This is a genomic window from Streptococcus sp. 263_SSPC, from assembly GCF_001071995.1.
Classification (GTDB): Bacteria; Bacillota; Bacilli; order Lactobacillales; family Aerococcaceae; genus Granulicatella.
In genome coordinates this window covers 104,483-127,008 of sequence record NZ_JVNU01000015.1, presented here as the reverse complement: position 1 = coordinate 127,008, position 22,526 = coordinate 104,483, and the positions used below count along the sequence as shown (strand labels likewise).

Below are 22,526 nucleotides of genomic sequence, written 5' to 3'. Positions count from 1 at the left end.
ATTCCTTGTATTTTTTTAATATTTCTAATTCAACTTCTTTTCTTCGTAATTCTAATTTTAATTGATCGATTTCAGAAAGTTTAGCCATTCCTTTTTCATAAGAATATTGTTTACCCACCTGTTGGTGGAAACGATGTGTTTCTCCATTTTTATACCATCTAAACCATGTTTCTACTTGCGTTTTGTTTTTAATGTTTAACTCCTGCATTACTTGTTTTGTACTATATCCCTGTAATTTCATTTCTACGGCTTTATTTTTAGTATCGGCTGAATAAGCAACACGATTTTTAACCATAAAAAGACACCTCCATGCGTATTTGATAATATTGTACCAAATCCAACTTGGAGGTGTTTTTATTTAATTCACATTTACGGGGGTCAGTGCCAACAGCTGTCCGTTGTCTTTTGTTTAAGGTGGAGAAGGTGTCCCTGGGAGAACAGTTACCTCTGTCTCTGTTTGAGCGGTTGTCGTTTCCGCTTCGGTAGTTGTTGTTACAATTGTTGTAGCTTCAGTTGTTTCAGTAGTCTCAGTTGCTACAGTTTCTGAAGTTGTTGACTCAACAGTCGTCGTTTCTACAGTAGGTATAATGTAACCAACATACTCGTAGCACTCGATTTCTGGAATAGTAATATCATTCAAAGCTGAAATAGAAAACAGTTTAGTTTCACCAATTACTTCAATTGTCGAAGCTATTGCAGGAGTTGCTAGCGCAATACTTGTGCCACCTAATACGAAGAGTATGATTAATTTTCTTCCTTTAGAAGACTTAACTAAAAGTAAGCTAGAAACTAATAGCAGTGAACCGAAAATGATTGCTGCTAAGTTACTTGTAACCCCAGTATTTGGTAATGTTGGCTTATCAACAGGACATGCTTTCTTCTTATAAACTAGTTTTACAGTAGCGTTCGAAGAAACCGATCCCGAAGGAGTACCATTTATCATATTGCTTAATTCAGTTGGGGTTAATGTATCTATATCCACCGTAGTTACATTAACAGTTTGACTTTCAGCAGCTTTTATAGATCTGTTATAGAAAAAGAAGCCAAATAGGAAAACTGAAAGAAAAGCAAGTGTGAAATGTTTAAGCTTCATTTTGATGTTCCTTTCTACAAACTTATAGATTATTCTATAAAAAAAATTATAAAGGAAAACCAAAAGACATTCAATATATAGTAGAAATGCCTTATATACGGCAATAGTTGTAGTACAAAACCTTCAAAAAATCAGTCTAAAGTCCTAGTATTTTTATATTGACTTAATTTGACCAATGTGTTAAATTATAAATGTGGTTAGCACTCGTCTTAGTCAAGTGCTAAAGAGAGGTGACTATGATGTTAACCAATAGACAATTGCTAATCTTACAATTAATCATACAATTATATACGGAAACTTTGGAGCCGGTCGGGTCGAAGAAGTTGATGGAAGTTGCAGAATTACCTTTTAGTTCAGCAACAATTCGTAACGAGATGATGAAGCTGGAAGAGATGGGATATCTTGAAAAGAACCATACTTCTTCTGGACGTGTTCCTTCTAATAAAGGATATCGTTACTACATCGACAATATTCTACCTAGACAAAAGCAACCTGTTTCTTTAAGCGTTCGAAATCAAATTCGTGAAGTTTTCCAACAGTCAACATTGGAGATTCAAGATGTATTTCGTTTATCTGCTGACATACTAGCAACATTAACGAACTACACCGCAATTTCTTTTGGACCAGAAGTGAAAACTGCGACATTATCGGGATTTAGACTTGTTCGTTTAAATCCAAATCAAGTGATGGCAATCATAGTCATCAGTAATGGTTTGGTTGAAAATAAAGTCTATACAGTTCCGGGAGGTATTGACGATAGTGATTTAGAGAAAGTGGTTCGCATCATCAATGATGAATTAATTGGAGTACCGCTGGATATCGTTGAAAAACGATTAAAGACAGACCTTCCAATTCTTATGAATCGCTATATGAATTCACAAATTCAAATCGTCAAAGTGATTCAAGAAATGATGAATCGTTTCGAAAATGATCGGATGCATGTTGCTGGAAGAAGGTATTTGTTAAATTACTTTGATCATCACGCTAATGTGGATCAACTCAAAGGTATTTATCAATTGATGGATGATCAATCGAAGTTACATCAACTTGTAACGAATGATCATCAAGATATTCAAATTAGGCTCGGCTCAGAAATGGGTCATCCGTTACTTGGTGACTTTAGTTTGGTAACAGCTAGTTACGAAACTCCAAACCAAGATACAGGAATGATTGCACTTCTTGGACCAAAGAATATGCCGTATTCGAATGTATTATCAATTGTAAAAGGACTCAGGGAAGAGTTAGCAACCACGATAGAAGATTATTATCGTAACTTATAGAGTAAGGAGATGAAATCTTGGAAACAAATGAACAAAACAATAAAGAAAAATTAAAAGAAGAAAAAATTGTTGCAGATGAAGCTCCTCAAGAAGAAGTTACTGAAGAAACCAAAACAGAACTTACGAATGAAGAGAAATTACAACAAGAAGTAGAGAAGTTGAACGATCAAGTATATCGACTCTCTGCTGAAATCTCGAATATCCAAAAGAGAAACGCAAAAGAAAGACAAGATGCTGCAAAATATCGCAGTCAAAGTCTTGCGCAAAACTTATTAAATGTGATTGATAACCTTGAGAGAGCAATCGCTTCTCCAAGTGAATCAGAAGAAGCTCAAAACCTTAAAAAAGGGGTTGAGATGGTGTATGAAGGTTTCCTTTATGCACTAAAAGAAGAAGGCATCAAAGAAATCGAAGCCTTAAACCAACCATTCGATCCAACTTTACATCACGCTGTTCAAACCGTTCCTGCTGAGGAAGGGCAAGAAGCAGACCGCGTGGTACAAGTGTATCAAAAAGGATACAAATTAAAAGATCGAGTATTACGACCAGCAATGGTCATCGTATCACAATAAGAAGACGAAACTTAAAACAATATTATAAATAATAGGAGTGAATTAAATATGAGTAAAATTATTGGTATTGACTTAGGAACAACAAACTCAGCAGTAGCTGTTTTAGAAGGTAACGAAGCAAAAATTATTGCAAACCCAGAAGGAAACCGTACAACACCATCTGTTGTAGCGTTCAAAAATGGAGAAATTCAAGTAGGAGAAGTTGCAAAACGTCAAGCTGTAACAAACCCAAATACAATTGCATCTATCAAACGTCACATGGGCGAAACAGGATATAAAGTAGAAATCGAAGGTAAATCTTATACACCTCAAGAAATTTCAGCAATGATTCTACAATACTTAAAAGGTTATGCTGAAGAATATCTTGGAGAAAAAGTAGATAAAGCAGTTATTACAGTTCCTGCATACTTCAACGACGCACAACGTCAAGCAACTAAAGATGCTGGTCGTATCGCTGGTTTAGAAGTAGAACGTATCGTTAACGAACCAACTGCAGCAGCTCTTGCATATGGTTTAGACAAAGTAGACCACGAAGAAAAAATCTTAGTATTCGACCTTGGTGGTGGTACATTCGACGTATCTATCCTTGAATTAGGAGATGGCGTATTCGACGTATTATCAACAGCTGGTGATAACCATCTTGGTGGGGATGACTTCGACCAAAAAATCATTGATTTCTTAGTAGAAGAATTCCAACGTGATAACGGTATTGATTTATCAAGCGATAAAATGGCAATGCAACGTTTGAAAGATGCTGCTGAAAAAGCTAAGAAAGACTTATCAGGTGTATCTCAAACACAAATCAGCTTACCATTCATTTCTGCTGGTGCAGCTGGCCCATTACACTTAGAAGTAACATTAACTCGTGCTAAATTTGATCAATTAACTCATGATTTAGTAGAACGTACAAAAGAACCAGTTCGTCGTGCATTAGCTGACGCAGGTTTAACAGCTTCAGATATCGACCAAGTATTATTAGTTGGTGGATCAACTCGTATTCCAGCAGTTGTTGAAGCTGTTCGTAATGAAACTGGTAAAGAACCTAACAAATCAGTAAACCCAGACGAAGTAGTAGCGATGGGTGCTGCAATCCAAGGTGGGGTTATCTCTGGTGATGTGAAAGACATCGTATTATTAGACGTAACACCATTATCACTTGGTATTGAAACAATGGGTGGCGTGTTCACTAAATTAATCGATCGTAACACTACAATCCCAACAAGCAAATCACAAGTATTCTCAACTGCAGCGGATAACCAACCAGCAGTAGACGTACACGTATTACAAGGTGAACGTCCAATGGCAGCGGACAACAAGACTTTAGGTCGCTTCCAATTAACAGACATTCCAGCTGCTCCTCGTGGTGTGCCTCAAATCGAAGTAACATTCGATATCGATAAAAACGGTATTGTAAATGTTCGTGCTAAAGATTTAGGAACTGGTAAAGAACAAGCTATTACAATCAAATCTTCTTCAGGTTTATCAGATGAAGAAATCGAACGTATGGTGAAAGATGCAGAAGCGAACGCTGAAGCAGATAAAAAACGTAAAGAAGAAGTAGATTTACGTAACGAAGTTGACCAATTAATCTTCACTGTTGATAAAACATTGAAAGAATTAGACGGTAAAGTAGATGCTAGTGACGTTCAAAAAGCTGAAGCAGCTCGTGATGAATTAAAAGCAGCTGTAGAAGCAAACGACTTAGAAGCTATGAAAGTAAAACGTGACGCTTTAAATGAAGTTGTACAAAATTTAACTGTTAAACTTTATGAACAAGCTGCCGCAGCTCAACAAGCTTCAGGCGCTTCACAAGAAGGAGCAACTGAACAATCATCTTCAAATAACGATGGCGTTGTAGACGCTGACTTCGAAGAAGTAGACTAATATTTGCTAAAATGATAGGGTGTAAGACTACTTAGTGGCCTTACGCCCGTATCCTTTGTAAACTATGAAAGAAAAGGAGGGGCAATTCAGTGGCCAAAAGAGATTTATATGAAATTTTAGGCGTATCCAAAGATGCCTCTGAAGCAGATATTAAGAAAGCTTATCGTAAACTATCTAAAAAATACCATCCAGATATTAATAAAGAACCTGGAGCGGATGAAAAGTTTAAAGAAATCGCTGAAGCTTATGAAATCTTAGGAGATGCACAAAAGCGTGCAGCGTATGATCAATACGGACATGCTTCTTACGATCCAAATTCTGGATTCAGTGGAGGCGGATTCGGTGGTGGATTTGATGGATTTGGAGGATTCGGCGGTAATGGAAACTTTACTGGTGGATTCGAAGATATCTTTAGTAGTTTCTTCGGTGGCGGAGGTAGTCGTGCAGACCGTGCGAATATGCCGCGTCAAGGGGCTGACCTTCAATATGTCATGGATTTAACATTTGAAGAAGCTATCTTTGGTAAAGAAGAAACCATTCATTATCACCGCAGCGACGAATGTCAAACCTGTCATGGTACTGGTGCAAAACCTGGTACGCATCCAACAACATGTTCAAAATGTCATGGTGCAGGTGTGATTAACGTTGAAAGAAATACACCATTCGGTCGTATGATGAGCCAAACAACCTGTGATGTGTGTCATGGTACAGGACAAGAAATTAAAGAAAAATGTTCAACGTGTCACGGTCATGGTCAAGTAGATGAAACGCATAAAGTGAAAGTAAAAGTCCCTGCTGGGGTTGAAGATGGAAATCAAATGCGTCTTCAAGGCCAAGGGGAAGTTGGTTTCAATGGTGGCCCTTATGGTGACCTCTATGTCATCTTCCGTGTTGGACAAAGTAAGACCTTTAAACGTCAAGGAGCAGATATTTACTATCAACTTCATGTAAACTTTGCTCAAGCTGCTCTTGGTGACGAAGTGGATGTTCCAACTGTTCACGGTAAAGTGAAATTAAAAGTTCCTGCTGGAACACAATCAGGAACAATTTTACGATTACGTGGAAAAGGTGCTCCAAAACTTCGAGGAACAGGAAACGGTGACCAACACGTAGAAGTCATCGTAGATACTCCTAAGAAACTGACAGATAAGCAAAGACAAGCGTTACAAGTATTTGCTAGTGAGGAAGGAACGGACCTTCATAATGGAGAAGAGAACTTCTTCGACAAAATGAAGAACGCCTTTAAAGATACATTTGAATAAATAGAAAAAGAACTTAGCAATTGGTTGCTAAGTTCTTTTTGTTTATTTAGAAGTTACTGCAAGACGACAAATAATTCCTTCGTGCTCAGGATACTTTTCTAATAATTCTTCTTGTGTATAGAGTTTGAAGTCTTCATATTCAAAACCAGGAGTAACACTGCAGCTGACAATTGCAAATTCTTCTTCGTTGGCCGATTCAATGGTAGATCCAAAAACGACTCCAGCAGGAACTGTAAATTGAAGCTTTTGTCCGTTTCCAGCCCCAATTTCAACAGCTTCGTATGTACCATCCGGATGAATCATATGCACGGTAAGCGCGTGACCGTAGTGATAGTACCAAATTTCATCAGAAGAAAGTAGATGGAAGTGAGATGGATTTTGATTCGTTAACAAAAATAGTATAGTGGTAGAAAGTGAACGAATTCGTCCGTCAGGTAGCTTTACTTTTTCTACAGCTTTATAAGTTTGTCTGAAATAACCACCTTCCACATGTGGTTCTAAGTCTAATTCTTTAATCCATTCTTCTTTCGTTTTCATAGGAGACCTCCAGTCATTATTTTCTATTATTATAGCGTAACTTTTTCTACTTGTGAATTGTTGATAGAACGGTAATTATGCTATACTAGTACTATTGGAAAAGAAAGGAGAAGAGTCATGAAAGATAATATCGCTTTAATTGTTTCTAATAAAGACGTTAAGAAAATTAGAGAGCTTTTTAATGAGAATTATCCAATTGATATCGCCTTGGCGTTAGAAGAAGTCGATGATGATGTTTTAAAGAATTTCATGTTCTCTATCTCAAATACCAGATTAGCTTCAATCTTAGAAGTTGCTGAACCTGAATTCCAATTACGAATGCTTGAGAAACTCCCATTTAGACGGGTAGCTTTACTATTCCAACAAATGTCAAACGATGATGTCGTGGATATTTTAGGAAATTTACCTGTTGGAATCCGTAAACGTTACATCAATATGATGAAACAAAGTTCTCAAGATGATATCCAAACGATGTTAAATTACGCTCCGGATACTGCCGGAGGGATTATGACCACTGAGTACATTACGGTAAAAGAACACTTAACCGTTGAAGAAACATTATCTAAATTAAGAGAGATTTCTCCAAACTCAGAAGTCATTAACATTATTTTTGTGACGAGTTTACAACGGAAATTAATCGGTTGGATTGATATTCGCGATCTATTTACACACGATTTAGACGAGAGTTTACATGACGTGATGCATACGAATATCATCTCTGTTTTACCAGAAGAAGACCAAGAAGAAGTGGCTCGTATTTCAACGAAGTACGACTTATCTGTTGTACCTGTAGTCAATAAGCAAAATGTGTTACTTGGGATCATCACCATCGATGATATCGTTCACGTCTTGCAAGAAGAGCACCACGAAGATATGTTATTAATCAGCGGGGTTGAAGGAACAGAACGAATCGGTGGACCTTTTAATGAATCGATTCGAAAACGGACACCTTGGCTATTGATTAACTTGATAACTGCCTTTATGGCGAGTGCAGTTGTCGGTTTATTCCAAGATACCATCGAACAAGTGGTAGTTCTTGCGGTCGCAATGCCAATTATTACTGGGATGGGTGGAAACTCAGCCTCTCAAACATTAGCACTCGTTATCCAAGAGGTAGCGATTGGACAATTAACGTGGGAAAAAGACAAGAAGTATGTATTAAATGAAATTTGGCTTGGATTAGTAAACGGAATTATCACAGGGATTTTTGCAGCGATTGCGCTCTACATCCCATATCAAAACTTTTTCTTATCGATTATCGTCATTTTAGCGATGGCGATGAACTTAATGGTAGGGGCGTTCTTCGGATTCTTCGTACCTTTACTTTTGAAGAAACTAAATCTAGACCCAGCCATTTCATCAACGATTTTTGTAACAACAGCTACAGACGTATTAGGATTCTTTATTTTCTTATACTTAGCTGAATTGTTCTTGCCATTATTATTGTAGTTTGATAGAATGATTTGAATTTTATTGTAGTAGTGTATTAAGGAGTTATTCATGAATTTAGAAGAAATGAAAGAAAGACAGAAGCGCATTCGAAACTTCTCGATTATTGCGCATATAGACCACGGGAAGTCAACGTTGGCCGATCGTATTTTGCAAGCGACTGATACTGTTGCTGACCGCGAAATGCAAGACCAATTATTAGACTCAATGGATCTTGAAAGAGAACGTGGGATTACAATTAAATTAAACGCCGTTGAATTAACATATGATGCAAAAGACGGTACGGAATATATTTTCCACTTAATCGACACTCCAGGTCACGTGGACTTCTCTTATGAAGTATCACGAAGTTTAGCAGCCTGTGAAGGTGCGATTCTTGTCGTAGATGCTGCTCAAGGGATTGAAGCACAAACATTAGCGAATGTGTATTTAGCCATCGATAACGACTTAGAAATCATACCAGTTATCAATAAGATTGACCTTCCTGCAGCGGACCCAGAACGTGTTCGTACGGAAATAGAAGATGTTATTGGAATTGATGCAAGTGATGCTGTTCTTGCTAGTGCGAAAGTTGGCATCGGTATTCCAGAAATTTTAGAACAAATTGTCGAAAAAGTCCCAGCTCCAACTGGGGACCTTGAAGCACCATTACAAGCGTTGATTTTTGACTCAGTCTATGATGCGTATCGTGGGGTTGTCTTAAATGTCCGTATTCAAAACGGAATTGTTAAACCTGGCGACAAAATTCAATTAATGAGTAATGGAAAGACTTTTGATGTTGTGGATGTAGGTATTTTCTCACCAAAACCAATCAGTCGTGATTATTTAATGGTTGGGGATGTTGGTTATATCACTGCTTCCATCAAGACTATCCAAGATACTCGTGTAGGGGATACTGTTACTTTAGCGAATAACCCTGCAGCTGAACCGTTAGACGGATATCGTAAAATGAATCCGATGGTATACTGTGGTTTATATCCAATCGATTCATCGAAATATAATGACTTACGTGATGCGTTAGAAAAATTACAGTTAAATGATGCTGCGCTTCAATTTGAAGCAGAAACATCGCAAGCGCTTGGCTTCGGGTTCCGTTGTGGATTCTTAGGATTACTCCATATGGACGTTATTCAAGAACGTTTAGAGCGTGAATTTGACTTAGACTTGATTACAACAGCTCCGTCTGTAATTTATCATGTACAAAAGACTGACGGTACAGAAGTGGTGGTTTCAAACCCTGCAGAAATGCCAGACCAATCAAGCGTACAATCCATCGAAGAACCTTACGTAAAAGCATCTATCATGGTACCAAATGAATACGTAGGTAGCGTGATGGACATTTGCCAACGTAAACGTGGAACGTTTGTGACAATGGATTATCTAGATGAGTACCGTGTTAACGTGATTTACGAAATGCCACTTTCAGAAATCATCTTTGATTTCTTTGATTCATTAAAATCAAGCACAAAAGGGTATGCTTCTCTTGATTACGACTTAATCGGATATCGCGCAAGCAACCTTGTGAAAATGGATATCATGTTAAATGGTGAAGTAGTCGATGCCTTAAGTATTATTGTCCATAAGGAATTTGCTTATAGTCGTGGTAAGGCGATTACAGAGAAGCTTAGAAAACTCATTCCTCGTCAACAATTTGAAGTTCCGATTCAAGCTGGGATTGGGAATAAGATTTTATCTCGTACAAATATTAAAGCATTACGTAAAAACGTTCTTGCTAAATGTTACGGTGGGGATATTTCTCGTAAACGTAAACTGTTAGAGAAACAAAAAGAAGGGAAGAAACGTATGAAGCAAGTGGGTTCTGTTGAAGTTCCACAAGAAGCTTTCATGTCCGTTCTAAACCTAAACGAAGAAGAAAAATAATTAATTGTAAAAGAGCGTTTATTGCGCTCTTTTATTTTGAATGAAAGGGGATAGCAATGGAAAAAGAAAACAATCACTTTTATAGACAAATGCTTGCGATTGCAATTCCGGTATCACTTCAAAGTTTATTAACGTCATTTTTGAATACATTAGATACAATTATGATTTCCTCTCTTGGGGATGCTAGTATCGCGGGTGTTGGGCTTGCAAACCAAGTATTTTTCTTATTTACATTAATTTGCTTTGGGATTCATACAGGTTCGGCAGTGCTGTTTTCGCAATATTGGGGAATCACGAATACGCATAAAGTTCAAGAAGTGAACCAAATGTCACTAATCTTATCAACGGTTGTCAGTGTGGTATTTATGCTTCTTGGAGTACTGTTCCCGTATGAAATCTTAACTATTTTTACAAAAGATCCACTGGTGATTCAAGCTGGAGGGGATTACTTACGGGTGGCCGCTTTAAGTTATGTATTTACAGCTTGGAGTTTTGCGATGACAAATGCACTTCGTACAACTGGCAGTCCTAAAGTACCTTTGATTGCTACAATTTGTAGCTTTATTACAAATGCATTCTTTAACTACGTCTTTATTTTCGGAAAATTTGGTGCACCAGCTCTTGGAGTTGTTGGAGCAGCTGTAGCTACATTAATCGCTCGTGTCGTTGAAGTTGGTGTTCTATTTGGTGTGGTATTTTCATACAATGGACCAATCCGACTACCAATTGGTCGCTATTGGCATCATATTTCTAAGGGATTATGGATGAATTATTGGATTACAACGTATCCCGTTATTATTAATGAAACGTTCTGGGCTCTAGGACAAGTATTCTACAATGCAGCTTATGCTATGGTTGGAACTCAAGCCACAGCAGCGATTCAAGTAGCCGTTGCCGTTCAAAATCTCTCATTCATTTTAGTGAGAGGTATTGGAAGTAGTTGTAGTATTATGCTTGGAAATAGAGTCGGACGAAATGAAGTTGAACAAGCGCAAAAAGAGGCAAAACGCTTTGTTACAATTTCACTTGTTGTTGGAGTGGTCATTGGTGGTATCCAAAGCTTAACACCACATTGGACATTATTGATGTTTGCGCATCTTAGTCCTGAAGTATTCCTCATCGGACAACAATTACTCCAAATTATGGGTGTGATTTTCGTATTTAAAACTTTAAATTCGATTATCTTAGTGGGAATTCTTCGTGGCGGAGGAGACACGCAATATGGTATGAAACTAGAAATGGCTTGCGTATGGCTCATTGGAGTCCCTTTAGCCTTACTTGCTGCTGCAGTATGGCACTTCCCAGTACAATTAGTGGTTATCTGCGCTGGTGTTGAAGAGCTTTGTAAAGCCTTTATTGGGTTGCGAAGAGTCTTCTCTGTCAAATGGATTCACCGATTAGTTGAAGCATAAAAAAAGAAGATCCTATCGGATCTTCTTTTTTTAGTTTGGATTTGTAAAGGTAAGTAGTGGATAATAGACCCCAGTTGGATCTCCTTGTAGAATTGAAATATGTGTTTGATCTTCACGAGGGAAGACACGGCCAGAAAAGACCATTTCTCCATCGTTAATAAAGATTTCAAAGACAGAATTATCAATAAAGATACGCGCAGTAGTGTCTGCTGGAGCAATTGGTGCTGTACGAACACTACTGAATTCTGTGGCAAAATTTTCTCCTACCTTGCTTCGATCAACTACAACCTCACCATCTACAAGATTAAAGATGAGGGATAGTCCATTGCCATCTTTGTCTGAGAATAGAATGAGCTCATGTACCATTTCTCCTTCTAATTTCAGATTTAACTCGTAGCAATTCGAAGTATTTTTAATATACTTGTTAAACGGAAGGGAAGATTGACGAAGCTTTTCGATTCCTTTTACAGGAGTTTGATATAACTTGCCATCCTTAAGTGAGAGTTCCTTCACTAACGAAAAAATCCCTTGATGTTCGTAAATATCACTTGGATAAGAAACATCTGGTAATCCAAGCCAGCTAATGCAAAGCGCACGGCCGTCTGGTGCGTTAAATGCTTGAGTAGCATAAACGTCAAAACCGTAGTCTAATTGATGAAGCTCAGAAACGGGTGTGATCGTCGCATTTTCTGGGTCGAATGTTTCACCGATTTTATATAAGTTTGGATAAATATTATCGTAGTGGAATACGTCTTTATCTAATCCTTGAGGGCAGTATATCAGTACTGGTTTTTCATCTACAAAGACCAAGTTCGGACATTCCATCATATAAGCGGTATTGTCATTCTTAAAGTCTAAATCCCCAATTTCTTCCCAATTTCTATAATCGTTATTAACAGCACGGTAGAGTCGAACGAAGCCTTTTTTTTCTTGATTTTGACCACCTACAATCGCGTAATAATGATTTTTATATTGGAAAATTTGTGGGTCTCTAAAGTGACCTGTAGCATTACTTGGTTTTGGAATCAAATCTTTTCCAAGTTTTTCAATATGACCGTCTTTACCCATAAGTGCCCCTAATTGGTGAGGATGGCGAACCCAATTTTCATCTCTCACATTTCCAGTATAAAATAGAAATAATTTATCACCAAATTGCATTGCACTACCTGAATAAGCGCCATGACTATCCATAGGAGTATCTGGAAGGACTTTGACTCCAGTTTCTTTAAATGTCACAAGGTCATCGCTTTCTAGTTGTACCCATGATTTCAATCCATGAGCAGCGCCAAAAGGAAAGTTTTGGTAAAACACAATCCATTTACCGTCGAAATAAGAAAAACCATTAGGGTCATTTAGCAATCCGCTGGATGGTTCTACGTGGTATTTCGCTCTCCAAGGGGATTTTTCCATTGTAGATTTCAATTGTTCTTTCTCAGCTTGAGTCCAATCTTCATAGCGTTTGTATCTAAGTTCAGTTGTCCATTTCATGATGGATTCCTCCTCTAAAATTGTATCTTTACAGTACGTGTTTTTCCGCGTAAATGCAAGCTTTTTTGCTAAAGTGTTCTTTTTGTGATTCAATATCAGATGTAACTTGACTTATAGCGGTATAATGATAAAATTCGAAATGAAATAAATGTGCTATTATTAGTAAAAATTTTTATAAAGGAGATTGTAATGGATGAATAATACGGAAATTGCAAAAAGTGTTATCGAAGCTATTGGTGGTAAAGAGAATGTAAGTAGTGTAGCGCATTGTGCAACTCGTCTTCGCATCATGGTAAAGGATAAAGAAAAAATCGATACAAATAGAGTCGAGAATATAGAGAAAGTTCAAGGAGCTTTCTTCAATGCTGGACAATTCCAAATCATTTTTGGGACAGGAACGGTTAACCGCATTTATGATGAAGTAGTATCTCTAGGATTACCAACTTCAACAACTAGCGAAATGTAAGCCGAAGCAGCAAAACAAGGGAACTGGTTCCAACGTGCTGTTCGTACATTCGGGGATGTATTTGTTCCAATTATTCCAGCGATTGTTGCAACAGGTCTTTTTATGGGGCTTCGTGGATTATTAGAGGCTTTTGGTGTTGTATTACCGTCTGACTTTTTAATCTATTCTAAAATATTAACAGATACGGCCTTTATTGCGTTGCCAGCCTTAGTGGTTTGGTCTACATTTAAAGTTTTTGGCGGAAATCAAACTATCGGGATTGTACTCGGTCTGATGTTGATTTCTGGTTCTCTTCCTAACGCTTGGGAGGTTGCTCAAGGTGGGGAAATTGTTCCTATCAAATTCTTTGGTCTTGTGGATGTTGTTGGATTACAAGGGTCTGTATTACCAGCGTTTATCATCGGGGTTGTTGGTGCTAATTTTGAAAAATGGGTCAGAAAATATGTGCCAGAAGTATTGGATTTATTAGTAACGCCATTTATCACATTATTTGTAATGTCAATTTTAGGGCTATTTGTATTAGGACCAATTTTCCATCAAGTTGAAAAAGTGATTCTTTCACTTACAACAACTGTTTTGTATTTACCATTTGGTCTTGGTGGGTTAATCATCGGTGGTACACATCAATTAATCGTTGTTTCTGGTGTTCACCATATCTTCAACTTGTTAGAAATTAACTTACTATCTGCAACTGGGCAAAACCCATTCAACGCGATTATTACAGCTGCGATGACGGCTCAAGGGGCTGCAGCGGTAGCGATTGGTGTTAAAACGAAGAGTCCAAAATTAAAAGCATTAACATTCCCAGCAGCTTTATCAGCGTTCCTAGGAATTACTGAGCCTGTTATCTTCGGGGTAAACTTACGATTCCGTAAACCATTCGTTCTTTCATTATTAGCAGGTGCGTTAGGTGGAGCTCTTTCAGCTTTACTAGGCTTAGCGGGTACAAGTAACGGAATTACAATCATTCCTGGTTCAATGCTTTATGTCGGAAATGGACAATTACCACAATACTTATTCATGGTTGCAGTATCATTTGCATTAGGATTTACGTTTACTTATTTATTCGGTTACGACGATTCAATGTTAGATACACCTGTTGAAGCAGAAGGACCTTCTTCACAAGAAACTCAAGAGGAAGAAGTAGCTGCACCAGCGACTGAACGTGCTGATGAAAAATTACGTTCACCAATTGTTGGTGAAGTTGTAGCTTTAAGCGAAGTGAATGATCCAGTATTTTCTAGCGGAGTAATGGGACAAGGAATTGCAGTGAAACCTTCTAAAGGAGTTGTTTACGCTCCAGCAGATGCTGAAATCGCGATTGCATTCCCAACAGGTCATGCCTATGGATTAAAAACAGATAATGGTGCTGAAATTCTTATTCATGTCGGAATCGATACTGTTTCGTTGAATGGAGAAGGATTCGAAGCCAAAGTATCTCAAGGAGACCGTGTAAGAGCAGGAGATATCATCGGAACATTTGATTCTGAAGTGATTGCTGCAAATGGTCTAGATGACACAACAATGGTGATTATCACTAACACCATGGATTATGCAGAAGTAACTCCAATTGCTACTGGTTCTGTTACGAATAAAACTCGTGTATTAGAATTACATGTATAATTTTTTCTAGAAGACGAATTCTATTATAGGATTCGTCTTCTTTTTTTGGGTTAAAATATGATACAATAATAAAAAATAATCAAGGGAGCTTTAAGCTTATGACAAAGTTATATGGAAGTTTAGAAGCTGGCGGTACAAAGTTTATTTGTGCAGTAGCGGATGAAAATTTTAACACAGTAGAGGAATTGCAATTTCCAACAACAACACCACAAGAGACTTTAAAGAAAACTGCAGATTTTTTTGCTAAATTCAAAAATCTAGCTGCAATCGGAATCGGTTCTTTTGGACCGATTGATGTGGACCCTAAATCTAAAACATATGGGTATATCACTACAACACCAAAACCAAATTGGGCAAACGTGGATGTTGTAGGTGCATTGAAGAAGAGAGTAGATGTCCCAATTTACTTTACAACAGATGTAAATAGTTCTGCATACGGAGAAGTATATGCACGTAATAATCGTGGAGAAAATATCGAAACGCTTGTCTATTACACAATTGGTACTGGTATTGGAGCAGGTGTGATTCAACGTGGTGAATTTATCGGAGGAACTAGCCATCCTGAAATGGGGCATGTTTATGTAAGTAAGCACCCAATTGATGTAGCAAATAACTTCGATGGCGTTTGTCCTTTCCATAAAGGATGTCTTGAAGGTTTAGCAGCTGGCCCAAGTTTAGAAGCTCGTACTGGAGTTCGTGGGGAACATATCGATATCGCTAGTGATGTTTGGGATATTCAAGCTAGTTATATTGCACAAGCAGCTCTTCAAGCAACATTAACTTTCCGTCCTGAAAAGATTGTTTTTGGTGGAGGAGTTATGGCTCAAAATCATATGTTAGAACGCGTTCATCGTATGTTTGAGGAATTACTAAACGGATATGTACCAACACCACCAGTAAAAGACTTTATTGTTACTCCAGCCGTTGATAATAATGGTTCAGCTACTTTAGGGAACTATGTTTTGGCAAAAAGCTTAGTAAAATAATTTTTCAATGTGTTGCTGATTTGCAAAATTAACAAATGGAAACTTTACCGCAAGGCTTTTCATTTTCATAATTATCTAGTACAATAGACAAGGATACACATATTGAAGGGAGAGAAAGCCAAATGTCAACAGGAGCATGGATTTTAATCGTGATTCTTGCTGCAGTCGCAGGTGCGATCGGTGGTTTCTTTATCGCACGTCGTACAATGATGAACTACTTTGTAGAAAACCCACCATTTGATGAAGATATGATTCGTAGCATGATGACTCAAATGGGTCAAAAACCATCTGAACAAAAAGTTCGTCAAATTGCTGCTTCAATGAAAGCACAAGCTAAAAAAAGAGCTAAAAAGTAAAGTAAAAAACCATCGGATTTTTCCGATGGTTTTTTTCGTTATACCGTATACGGTATAACGTTATTTTTTTACTGGTAATTCATATACATAATTTGGATCAATTTCTTTATCGAGTTCGTCGAACTTTTGGATAAGCACTTGATCGTAATTGGCAATTTCTTCTTTTGTTAGTTTTTGATCTGCAATATAGATTGGGTCACCAATACGTACATGCATTTTTTTACGCTTAATAATATCCTTGAAAGTTAATGGTCCTTGATACACCATTGGAACGATAGGTGCTTTTGCTAGACGAGCAATCATCACAGCGCCACCTTTCATCTCGTTAGAGTAACGTGTTCCAGTAGGGAAGATAACAAGGGCTTTTTGATTTTCTTTGATTTGTTGGACAGGATATTTAATCGCGCTTGGTCCTGGTTTTTCACGGTTCACTGGGAAAGCACCCAGTTTCTTAATAAACCAAGCAAATGGTTTTGGTTTAAATAATTCCTGTTTCGCCATTAAGACAAGCGGTTGTGGATAAACGGCAATAGCCATCATTACTGGATCTAGCCAAGACCGGTGAGGAGCTACAAGCACATAACCTGTGTCTTTAGGAACTTTCTCCCGACCTTGATAATCGCCAAATCCGTTTAATAGAACTAGCAGTCCGCGAACGATCCAAATAGTGATTTTATAAATCATAACATTCTCCTTTGTTTCATCTGTAATTGTAGTATGAGTGAATTCGGCTCATTTTGCAAGTTCAAAACATTCATGTAAACCCTCTCTTTTTAGCTGAGGTATGGTATAATTATGGTAACAATTTTACGGGGGATTTTCCTATGAAAGAATATAAAATCAGTTATTTCCGACTAAGTTTAGTCTTATTAGGGTATTTAATTTATAATCTTGTCTATTATTTACTTGATTATTCCGGTGGCTATGCGTTCTTTATTGTTTGGCCAGTTTTCTTTTTATCTTTGGCAATGATTGTTTTAGGAAATATCTTACTTTTTAAAGATGTTGTCAAACTAAGAGATGTCTATGAAAAGAATAAAACAATTCAACTAACGTGCATGATTCAAATTATTGCAGCTTGTATTGGTTTATGTTTGCAACTAACAAATGTAACTGTCGGGAAATTATGGCCTATTAATTATGTGGAACATTATCCACTTTTGGTTGGGACATGCATCATTTATTCGTTAATTTTCATTATTGGTATCATTCAGAAAAGAGCAGTAGAACAGCAAGAAAAGTTATCATCCATTTTCAGTTTAGTCTTTGGGATTAGCGTGGTCTTACTTTGTAACTTCTTACTATTCACGAATAGCAAGGCGACTGTTTTTGATTCAAACAAACAATATGTAGAAGAGTTTAAAGATTTTGGTTTCACTGGAAAAGTAGAGGTTCGAGAAAAAACGCAATTAATAGAACCGTATGTTGGTTCTCGTACTACTTTACACTATGACGAAAGATTATCAGATGGTAGTTATTTCTGGGAGTTAATTGATGTTGCAGAAGTTCGGAGCGGAACTCATGTGACACAACTGGACGATCAGCTTGCTGAAGAGATTAGTAAGTATCTTAAGACCGATGAGGAAAAAGAATTATTTGATAAAGTAAAGAAACAAGAATTTCAATTTGTTCTATTCCTCTATAAGGACCTAATTAGAAAACGAGATATTGATAAAAAATTAGTAGAGAAAGTGGATAATGCAGTAGGGTTTAGATTAGTTGAAAGTTACGGTTTTAGTCTTTATCCAAAAAATCCTCCAGAGTTTTATAGCTTGATTATTAAAAACGCTCTGAAAAATAGAGCAAACGGAGATACCGAAGTCGCTGGTTTTTACAATATTGATGTCTTAAATAAAGCGATGATTGCTTATTTTGGTTATGTGAATTACCTTGAGTTCGATCAATTCCTTAAAGATAAAAACGCAAGTCGTGTAGATTATCTTAAAAAGATACTATCTGAGATTCCGTCTGGAACGCTTGAGGATGGGACTTATAAATTCACTGGCACGACTAAAGTTGATGGTAAAGATCAATTAGTGACGGTTACGATGGTAATTGAAAACGGAAGTAGTCATTTTGAAGCAGATGAAATGAGAAATCCGTAGTCTTATAAGTAAGGAGGAGCTTTGATGAAACGAGATACAATTAGTTTTTTTAGATTGAGTTTAGTCATTATTGGATATTTAATCTATAATGTTCTTTTCTATTTGTATCCATCTAGAGAGTTTCCTTCTTTTGCATGGATTTTTGTTATTGTATCGTGGGCACTGATTGCTTTTGGAAATCTCTTTTTACTCATTGACCCAATCCGTTTAATGCTAGGGTTTAAAGAGGACAGAAATATTAGAAACTCAAGCATGATTCAAGTAGTTCTTGTAATTATAAGTTTCTTTATTCAAAGCGCTGATTTAATAAAAGGAAAACTAAAGTTCATTGATTTTATGAATCATTTTTCTGAAACATTCGCTTTAAGTTTAATTCTTACATTAATTTTTATCATTGCGGTTTATCAAAAGCTATGGCTCCATAGAGAGGACAACAATGATGAAAAATACCATTTTGTATTTGGATTGCTTTTAATTATTATTACGAATATTTTGTTAGTATCAACTGCATTTTCATCGATTTCAGCGCCTTCACTTTTCAATTCTGGGAAAAACTATCCTCAGGAGTTTAAAGACTTCGGGCTGAACGGAAATGTGAAAGTAAAAAATAAAAAGCACGCATTTGAATTACGAGGATATGAAGTGAGTTTGGAATATACTGAGCAGTTTTCGGACGGATATTCTTATTCAAAAAATTATACGATTTCAGAAGAGGCTGGAGATCAATATGAATTATCGATTTCTAATGAGAATGTTCAAAAAATCAAAGAACTATTAGCAACTGATAAAGAGCGCGAACGTCTTGATAAAGTGAAATATGAGGAATTCAACTTCTTGCTCACCCTTTATAAAGCGAAATTAAATAAATTAAAAGTGCCTTATACAATTGCTGATACCATTAATACAGCTTTTAAAGTTGAGCTGGTAAAAGAATCTAGAGTTGATTTTTATCCAACAGACGGGTATGAATTTACGGCGTTTTTAATTGCTGAATCGCTTCGAAATGTCGAAAAAGGGGATCAAGACGCTGCTGGGTTTTACAATATTGATGTAAAGCAAGCGATGAAGAACGATCAAATTTACGCAAATGTTGATCTCATTTTCTATTCTGAATTAACTTCTAAAGCGCAGAAAGCAGGGTTATCTAACCTAGAATACTTTAAAGAAGTACTAGAAGCATTACCAAGAGGCACCTTCTGGGATGGAGTCTATCAATTCAAGGGTAGTGCTGAGGTGAATGGAAAAACCAAAGATGTGATTAGTACTTTCGTTGTGGAAAATGGGTTAGGTTATTTTGAAGAAGATGAATTGAAATAGAAGAGGAGGTTTTTATGAATAATAAAAAGATTCAGTATATTAACTTATTACTTCCAACTATTCTTTATTTCGTCCTATTTATGCTTGAAGTTGTTATTGGGCATGGAATTACAAAAGCATTATTTACAGTTTATTTTATCGTTTTTGTCATTTTGTTTTTTGTAATTCTATTTGCTGTATTGCGTGAACTCTATATTATTAACTTTGTAGTTGCAAAAGACAATGCAAATGTCCGAATTCCAGGAACTATGGCGTTTGTTCTATTCTTATATTTTACATTTTACGAATTAAAATATCCTTTTACGGTGATTTTGCCATTTGAGTCCATTGTTAACGCAAAAAGCGGAGCAGTATTAACGTTTGTACTATTATTAGTATTTAATGTTTTGTGTTTAATGGTGTACGGGTTTGTTGAAGGAAAACAAAATCTTGTAAAAGCACCACTTTTGTACGTCCACATTACGACGTATGCATTAATGGTACTAGCTATTAATAACCAACAAGTGGAACAAAACAGGTCAGACGATCTTACTGTAAAACTAGAGGAGTACTATAAAGGGCACGGATTCAATGCAACTGTAAAAGTAATCCCACCAGTGAATAATGATATGGCGAATTTCAAATTTACTGAAAAACTGAGTTCAGGAAGTGAAGTCACATTACAAAACAATGTGTTCTTAGAGAAAGGAACTAGCATTCGTGACATGCAGGAGACGGTGGATACGTCCAATGTTTCAACAGATGAAGCAAAGATTCTTAAGCTTCTATTCAATCAAAACTTTTCATTTCTTAGAGGAGCATTTCTATCCAATTCTGATTTAGAAAAATCCGTTGATAAAGTGAAAAGAGTAATGGATGATAAGGTTGAAGATGTAGAAATTACAAATATTAAAATAGATGTAAATCCCTTACTCTCAGGGAAAGAACGGTTAAAAAGATTAGCTCATATTGCAGCGGATCATTTGAAAGATAACTCAGTAACAGAAGCTATTTACAATTTAACACTTGAAGAACTCCTTTCAAGTGAAACTGAGGTCATTACTGGTTATTTACGAGTGGATTACCGCGAGGCTTCTTCACTAGAGGAACTTCTATCGTTTGTATCTTCAAAATTTAATAGCTTAAGTAAGGACGCGCTTCCTGATGGGCTCTATTTATTCGAAGCCTATGTATTAGTGCCAGAAAAAGATAACATCAAAAACGATCAACAATTCCTTGCTATTAAAGTCAAAGATGGAATAGTTCATGTATATTGGCAAAACAGAAAGTAATCTAAAATGGAAGGAAATAGTCATGGAAGAAAAAATTAAACTAAGAGATTATAATATATTTTATTTTATAACGTTATTATCAATTCTCGTTTTGAAATCAAAAGAAGCAGGTATTATTACAACTTTCTTTGTTGTTGGCGGCATTTTAATTATTTTCAACTATATTATTTTTATAAGTTTGTTTAAGAATCTGCTCGCGTTCTATAAACGCAAGCATGAAAATATTCTGTTTCTTGTCAGCCTCGTTTTACAACTTATCGGATCTGGACTATTCGTTATATCCATCGTAATGAATTTTGAATTATTAATAGGACCTCAGATGGACACATTGACTTTACCAATTATCTTGTATCTTATTGGAATTAATTTGATCGAAATTTCTGGTTTGGTAGCGTATGTTACGCAGGAAAAGAGTAAAGGAAGCTTCCCGTGGTTAAACGTTATTCTAACAGTGTTACTTATTATTAGCTTTAATGTCGCTGTATTATATTAAAATGAAAAAGACTTTGTTGGAAATTCTATTGTTTCATCATGAAAACAATAGAATTTTCTTGCATTTTAAATAACTTTCATGTACAATCATTGATGGTGTAAAAACCAAAAAAATTCACACCTAATTGGATGTTAAGATTGGTGCTTCTTTTAGAAGAGGTCTTATCGCTGAAAATTGGGGAGGAAAATATAAACCAAATTGGAGGAAAACAAAAATGGCAGTTATTTCAATGAAACAATTGTTAGAAGCTGGTGTACATTTCGGTCACCAAACACGTCGCTGGAACCCTAAGATGAAGAGATACATCTTCACAGAAAGAAATGGTATCTATATCATCGACCTACAAAAAACTGTTAAATTAGTGGACGATGCATACAACTACATGCATGAAGTTGCTGAAAACGGTGGTATTGCATTATTCGTTGGTACTAAAAAACAAGCACAAGATGCTGTTAAAGACGAAGCAATCCGTTCAGGTCAATACTACGTTAACCATCGTTGGTTAGGTGGTACTTTAACTAACTGGGATACAATCCAAACACGTATCAAACGTTTGAAAAAAATCAAAGAAATGCAAGAAGACGGCACTTTCGAAGTATTACCTAAAAAAGAAGTTGGTATTCTATTAAAAGAATTAGACAAACTTGAAAAATACTTAGGTGGTATTAAAGATATGCCACGCATTCCTGATGTAATGTTTATCGTTGACCCTCGTAAAGAACGCATTGCAGTTCAAGAAGCACACAAATTAAACATTCCAATCGTTGCTATGGTTGACACAAACTGTGACCCAGATGAAATCGATGTTGTTATTCCATCAAATGATGATGCTATCCGCGCGGTTAAATTAATCGTTGCTAAAATGGCTGATGCATTCATCGAAGGTAACCAAGGTGAAGACGTAGCAGTAGACGTTGAAGACTTAGATAAAGATACTTCATTAGAAGATATCGAAAAATTAGTTGAAGGCGACAACGCTGAATAATCACTAACTGTTAAGCTGTTTGAATCAGAAAGAGGCGAAATAGACTTTTCAATTCAAACAGCTTTT

At 36.5% G+C, this 22,526-nt stretch carries 21 protein-coding genes; 16 read left to right on the top strand and 5 right to left on the bottom strand.

What is annotated here, in order from left to right; translation table 11 throughout:
• Both ADH02_RS01530 and ADH02_RS01525 read right to left on the bottom strand, forming a co-directional pair.
• On the bottom strand, positions 1-295 hold a 295-nt coding region (locus ADH02_RS01530), incomplete at its 3' end, for a transposase (protein WP_048782010.1).
• A 114-nt stretch (positions 296-409) separates the two neighbouring features.
• On the bottom strand, positions 410-1,093 hold the full coding sequence (locus ADH02_RS01525; protein WP_048782008.1) for an LPXTG cell wall anchor domain-containing protein: 684 nt from the start codon (positions 1,091-1,093) through the stop codon (positions 410-412).
• Positions 1,094-1,329: 236 nt separating this feature from the next.
• Between ADH02_RS01525 and hrcA the strand changes: the two genes are divergently transcribed.
• The 4 genes from hrcA (at position 1,330) to dnaJ (ending at position 6,091) form a co-directional block, all read left to right on the top strand.
• On the top strand, positions 1,330-2,373 hold the full coding sequence (gene hrcA, locus ADH02_RS01520; protein WP_082161629.1) for a heat-inducible transcriptional repressor HrcA: 1,044 nt from the start codon (positions 1,330-1,332) through the stop codon (positions 2,371-2,373).
• 17 nt (positions 2,374-2,390) lie between these two features.
• The gene (grpE, locus tag ADH02_RS01515) at positions 2,391-2,945 is read left to right on the top strand and encodes a nucleotide exchange factor GrpE (protein WP_152903874.1); all 555 of its coding nucleotides are present in this window, start codon (positions 2,391-2,393) and stop codon (positions 2,943-2,945) included.
• A 48-nt stretch (positions 2,946-2,993) separates the two neighbouring features.
• Positions 2,994-4,829, top strand: a complete 1,836-nt coding sequence (gene dnaK / locus ADH02_RS01510; RefSeq protein ID WP_048782005.1) for a molecular chaperone DnaK — start codon at positions 2,994-2,996, stop codon at positions 4,827-4,829.
• Positions 4,830-4,918: 89 nt separating this feature from the next.
• Positions 4,919-6,091, top strand: coding sequence for a molecular chaperone DnaJ (gene dnaJ / locus ADH02_RS01505; RefSeq protein WP_048782003.1), 1,173 nt, complete (start codon positions 4,919-4,921; stop codon positions 6,089-6,091).
• A gap of 42 nt (positions 6,092-6,133) precedes the next feature.
• On the opposite strand, the gene ADH02_RS01500 is transcribed toward dnaJ, so the two are convergent.
• A complete protein-coding gene (locus tag ADH02_RS01500) occupies positions 6,134-6,628 on the bottom strand; it encodes a cupin domain-containing protein (RefSeq protein WP_048782001.1) in 495 nt (164 codons plus the stop codon).
• Between the two features lie 117 nt (positions 6,629-6,745).
• Between ADH02_RS01500 and mgtE the strand changes: the two genes are divergently transcribed.
• Genes mgtE through ADH02_RS01485 form a run of 3 tightly spaced genes read left to right on the top strand, consistent with a single transcriptional unit; the run spans position 6,746 to position 11,370 of the window.
• Positions 6,746-8,077 carry a magnesium transporter gene (gene mgtE, locus ADH02_RS01495; RefSeq protein WP_048782000.1) on the top strand — a complete coding sequence of 444 codons (1,332 nt, stop codon included), beginning with the start codon at positions 6,746-6,748 and terminating at the stop codon, positions 8,075-8,077.
• 51 nt (positions 8,078-8,128) lie between these two features.
• A complete protein-coding gene (gene lepA, locus ADH02_RS01490; protein ID WP_048781998.1) occupies positions 8,129-9,958 on the top strand; it encodes a translation elongation factor 4 in 1,830 nt (609 codons plus the stop codon).
• 56 nt (positions 9,959-10,014) lie between these two features.
• Positions 10,015-11,370, top strand: coding sequence for an MATE family efflux transporter (locus tag ADH02_RS01485; RefSeq protein WP_048781997.1), 1,356 nt, complete (start codon positions 10,015-10,017; stop codon positions 11,368-11,370).
• Positions 11,371-11,400: 30 nt separating this feature from the next.
• Here ADH02_RS01485 and ADH02_RS01480 read toward each other — a convergent pair whose 3' ends face one another.
• Complete coding sequence (locus ADH02_RS01480) at positions 11,401-12,858, bottom strand: sucrose-6-phosphate hydrolase (protein WP_048712461.1); 1,458 nt, start codon at positions 12,856-12,858, stop codon at positions 11,401-11,403.
• 193 nt (positions 12,859-13,051) lie between these two features.
• Here ADH02_RS01480 and ADH02_RS09730 point away from each other — a divergent pair, with 193 nt between their 5' ends.
• The 4 genes from ADH02_RS09730 (at position 13,052) to ADH02_RS01465 (ending at position 16,289) form a co-directional block, all read left to right on the top strand.
• A complete protein-coding gene (locus ADH02_RS09730) occupies positions 13,052-13,324 on the top strand; it encodes a PTS transporter subunit EIIB (RefSeq protein ID WP_414717656.1) in 273 nt (90 codons plus the stop codon).
• Positions 13,325-13,426: 102 nt separating this feature from the next.
• Positions 13,427-14,947 carry a glucose PTS transporter subunit IIA gene (locus ADH02_RS01475; RefSeq protein WP_414717655.1) on the top strand — a complete coding sequence of 507 codons (1,521 nt, stop codon included), beginning with the start codon at positions 13,427-13,429 and terminating at the stop codon, positions 14,945-14,947.
• A 98-nt stretch (positions 14,948-15,045) separates the two neighbouring features.
• A complete protein-coding gene (scrK, locus tag ADH02_RS01470) occupies positions 15,046-15,933 on the top strand; it encodes a fructokinase ScrK (RefSeq protein WP_048781995.1) in 888 nt (295 codons plus the stop codon).
• A 122-nt stretch (positions 15,934-16,055) separates the two neighbouring features.
• Entirely contained in the window at positions 16,056-16,289 is a 234-nt protein-coding gene (locus tag ADH02_RS01465; protein WP_048712477.1) for a YneF family protein, read from the top strand.
• Positions 16,290-16,349: 60 nt separating this feature from the next.
• Here the strand turns inward: ADH02_RS01465 and ADH02_RS01460 are convergent, their stop codons facing one another.
• Entirely contained in the window at positions 16,350-16,973 is a 624-nt protein-coding gene (locus ADH02_RS01460) for a lysophospholipid acyltransferase family protein (protein WP_048781992.1), read from the bottom strand.
• 140 nt (positions 16,974-17,113) lie between these two features.
• Here ADH02_RS01460 and ADH02_RS01455 point away from each other — a divergent pair, with 140 nt between their 5' ends.
• The 5 genes from ADH02_RS01455 (at position 17,114) to rpsB (ending at position 22,460) form a co-directional block, all read left to right on the top strand.
• On the top strand, positions 17,114-18,394 hold the full coding sequence (locus ADH02_RS01455; RefSeq protein WP_048781990.1) for a hypothetical protein: 1,281 nt from the start codon (positions 17,114-17,116) through the stop codon (positions 18,392-18,394).
• Between the two features lie 24 nt (positions 18,395-18,418).
• The gene (locus ADH02_RS01450; RefSeq protein ID WP_048781988.1) at positions 18,419-19,711 is read left to right on the top strand and encodes a hypothetical protein; all 1,293 of its coding nucleotides are present in this window, start codon (positions 18,419-18,421) and stop codon (positions 19,709-19,711) included.
• Between the two features lie 14 nt (positions 19,712-19,725).
• A complete protein-coding gene (locus tag ADH02_RS01445) occupies positions 19,726-20,982 on the top strand; it encodes a hypothetical protein (protein ID WP_048781986.1) in 1,257 nt (418 codons plus the stop codon).
• 22 nt (positions 20,983-21,004) lie between these two features.
• Positions 21,005-21,475 (top strand): hypothetical protein, encoded by a 471-nt coding sequence (locus tag ADH02_RS09420; protein ID WP_160312852.1) that lies wholly within the window; start codon positions 21,005-21,007, stop codon positions 21,473-21,475.
• Between the two features lie 214 nt (positions 21,476-21,689).
• The gene (gene rpsB / locus ADH02_RS01435; RefSeq protein WP_039848780.1) at positions 21,690-22,460 is read left to right on the top strand and encodes a 30S ribosomal protein S2; all 771 of its coding nucleotides are present in this window, start codon (positions 21,690-21,692) and stop codon (positions 22,458-22,460) included.
• Positions 22,461-22,526: the final 66 nt, after the last annotated feature.